Annotated in this window: 1 pseudogene; it reads left to right on the forward strand. The window is 36.7% G+C overall.

From position 1 onward, the window contains the following. Positions 1-218 (forward strand): annotated as a pseudogene (locus IDG64_RS15045) (hypothetical protein); the annotation flags it as partial.

Raw genomic sequence — 218 nt, forward strand, 5'->3', positions numbered from 1 at the left:
ATCTAAAAATGAGCAAGCGGCATTAAAGGCACAACAAGCAGCGATAAAAGAAGAAGCAAGTGCAAATAATTTAAGTGATACATCACAAGAAGCACAAGAGATTCAAGAAGCTAAAAAAGAAGCACAAGCAGAAACAGATAAAAGTGCAGCTGTATCAAATGAAGAACCAAAAGCAGTGGCATTGAAAGCACAACAAGAAGCAACAAAAGAACAAGCAA

The sequence above is a fragment of the Staphylococcus sp. EG-SA-15 genome, from assembly GCF_017151895.1.
GTDB classification, from domain to species: domain Bacteria; phylum Bacillota; class Bacilli; order Staphylococcales; family Staphylococcaceae; genus Staphylococcus; species Staphylococcus aureus.